Source organism: Anabaena sp. FACHB-1391, from assembly GCF_014696755.1.
GTDB lineage: Bacteria > Cyanobacteriota > Cyanobacteriia > Cyanobacteriales > Nostocaceae > Dolichospermum > Dolichospermum planctonicum.
In genome coordinates, this window is sequence record NZ_JACJQS010000082.1 from 1 (window position 1) to 2,324 (window position 2,324).

The following is a 2,324-nucleotide window of genomic DNA, read 5'->3' on the forward strand; positions in this document are numbered from 1 at the left end:
TTACTGTTTCTCAAATGCCTTTTTTCACTTTATATGTTTGTTTTGATGCTCTCTTTAATTTTTTCTCTACGTAATTTACCTCTGTGACAGTTTGGGGTGCGGAATGTGGGTTAACAGATGAGAAACCAAAATCACTAATATTACGAGTAACAATTATGAGGTTATTTTCATTCTTCTAATTCATGTAAAAGAAGTAATTCCGATAACTTAAATTGAGATTGCTTTGATTGAGCAATTTGATGTATTTTTAACTCATGTAACCAAGGTTGAAGAATATTATTTTGTTCTTCTATTGGTAAAGTTTCAGCTGTTTCTATAACTTTTTGGAGTAATTTTGTTGTCATGATATTACAGCGGGGAATCATAGTATTTGTCTATTATAGCTTAAACTAACAATTTGCATCAATGAGATATATAACTAACTTATGAAAATGATCGATAAATAATAAATTGATATTTACTTGAAAAATCAAAGGTCATTATCCATCTATCTACAGGGATAATGACCTTAATCTGTTAAAAGCTAATAGCCTAAAACCCTTATTATACCTTACCAGAAATTCTCATCAAGTTAATCTTTCTTACTTACCTCAACCATCATATCTGTTTGGGTCTTTTTTCTCCTTTTTGTCCTTGGGATCTTTCTTAGGCTTTTTAGCTTCTTTATTACCTTTTTTTTCCTTAGACATTAGTTTCACCCAGTTAGGTTTACCGGTCAAAGCTGCCACATTCTGCTATTAGTAAATCAGGGTGTAGCTTACCTGACATCCTTTGAAAACAGTAAGGGAAGCATTGCACATTTACGCTACTAATTACCATAGTACATTGTTATTTGATTTTGTGATGAATTTGATTAACTATGATACAAAACTTTAGATACTTTGTCACCATATCTAATTGAGATTCTAATTTATAGATTCCGTTTTGTTCTTTTCATTCATTATACCAGTATAATCATATTTTATAACTGATTAGGTAATAATTAAATGACTCCAGTAGATATTCTGATTCTTTCCAATGGACCTGGGGAGGTAACAACCTGGGTACGTCCTGTTGTCAAAGCATTGCGAGAACAATTAGGACATGATATTTCTCAGGTCAGAATTTCTGTAATATTATCACCTTGTCCTCATGCTAGTGGTAAAGAAACTGCTATAGCTTTGGGTTATCCAGAGGTTGATAGAGTTCAAGCACCAGAACATTTTTGGCAATTTTTACTGTGGGGAAAAACCGCCGAAAATTGGCAATGGAGAAATCAAGGTGTGGTTATATTTTTAGGTGGTGATCAAATTTTTCCCGTTATTATTGGTAAAAAGTTAGGATATAAAACAGTAGTTTATGCGGAATGGGAAGCACGTTGGCACAATTTTATAGATAAATTTGCCATTATGAAAGCACAAGTTGCGAAAAATGTTTCTCCAAAATATGCAGATAAATTTACTATTGTTGGTGATTTAATGTTAGAAGCAGCAGAGAATGAAATCACATCTAAAATTGAAAATCTCCAAACTCAAATTAACATTATTGGAATTTTACCAGGTTCAAAAGCAGCGAAATTAACTCAAGGTGTACCTTTAACCTTAGCTATTGCTGAATATATTCACAGGAAATTACCCCAGACAAAGTTTTTTATTCCTGTTGCGCCAACTTTAGATTTACCAACTTTAGCCAGTTTTGCTAATCCTGAAAATAACCCATTTACAACAGCATTTAATTTTCAAGGTGCTGATTTAATAGATAATTATTTCCTAACTTCTACAGGTTTAACAGTAGAATTAAAACAAGAAAATCCCGCTTATCATTTATTGTCTCAATGTTCCATTTGTTTAACTACAGTTGGTGCAAATACCGCAGAATTAGGAGCGTTAGCAGTACCCATGATTGTATTATTACCCATGCAACAATTAGATGCAATGCGTTCTTGGGATGGTTTACCAGGAATATTAGCAAATTTACCGATATTAGGCTCTTTTTTTGCTAAGATAATTAATTGGTGGATGTCAAAAAATAAGGGTTTATTAGCTTGGCCAAATATTTGGGCGCAAGCAGAAATTGTACCAGAATTAGTAGGTAAATTGCAACCTGAGGAAGTGGGAGAAATGGTTTTAGATTTGTTAAAAAATCCAGAGAAATTAGAGGCTATTCGTCATAAATTACGCAGTGTGAGGGGTGAAGGTGGGGCTGCGGAAAAGTTGGCAATTTTGGTCAAACAAGAGTTATTATAGATTTATATAAAACTAACATTTTTTCAGATATGAAAGCACCTGATACCATTATTAAACTTGTTGAACATTTTCACTCTTCGATAGAATTGTATCGTGCGG

At 32.9% G+C, this 2,324-nt stretch carries 3 protein-coding genes; 1 reads left to right on the forward strand and 2 read right to left on the reverse strand.

Annotated elements, in window-relative coordinates; all coding sequences use genetic code 11:
* Positions 1-167: 167 nt before the first annotated feature.
* Together H6F62_RS20260 and H6F62_RS20265 are read right to left on the reverse strand one after the other, a co-directional pair.
* Positions 168-365 (reverse strand): hypothetical protein, encoded by a 198-nt coding sequence (locus H6F62_RS20260; protein WP_190372836.1) that lies wholly within the window; start codon positions 363-365, stop codon positions 168-170.
* Positions 366-590: 225 nt separating this feature from the next.
* Positions 591-728 carry a hypothetical protein gene (locus H6F62_RS20265; RefSeq protein ID WP_190372837.1) on the reverse strand — a complete coding sequence of 46 codons (138 nt, stop codon included), beginning with the start codon at positions 726-728 and terminating at the stop codon, positions 591-593.
* A 258-nt stretch (positions 729-986) separates the two neighbouring features.
* On the opposite strand from H6F62_RS20265, the gene H6F62_RS20270 reads away from it, so the two are divergent.
* Entirely contained in the window at positions 987-2,225 is a 1,239-nt protein-coding gene (locus H6F62_RS20270) for a lipid-A-disaccharide synthase (protein ID WP_190372835.1), read from the forward strand.
* Positions 2,226-2,324 lie beyond the last annotated feature (99 nt).

What these genes read in the sequence shown, in the direction of transcription:
- H6F62_RS20270 (WP_190372835.1), top strand. Translation starts at nt 987, where the DNA reads ATGACTCCAGTAGATATTCTGATTCTTTCCAATGGACCTGGGGAGGTA.
- H6F62_RS20260 (WP_190372836.1), bottom strand. Translation starts at nt 365, where the DNA reads ATGATTCCCCGCTGTAATATCATGACAACAAAATTACTCCAAAAAGTT.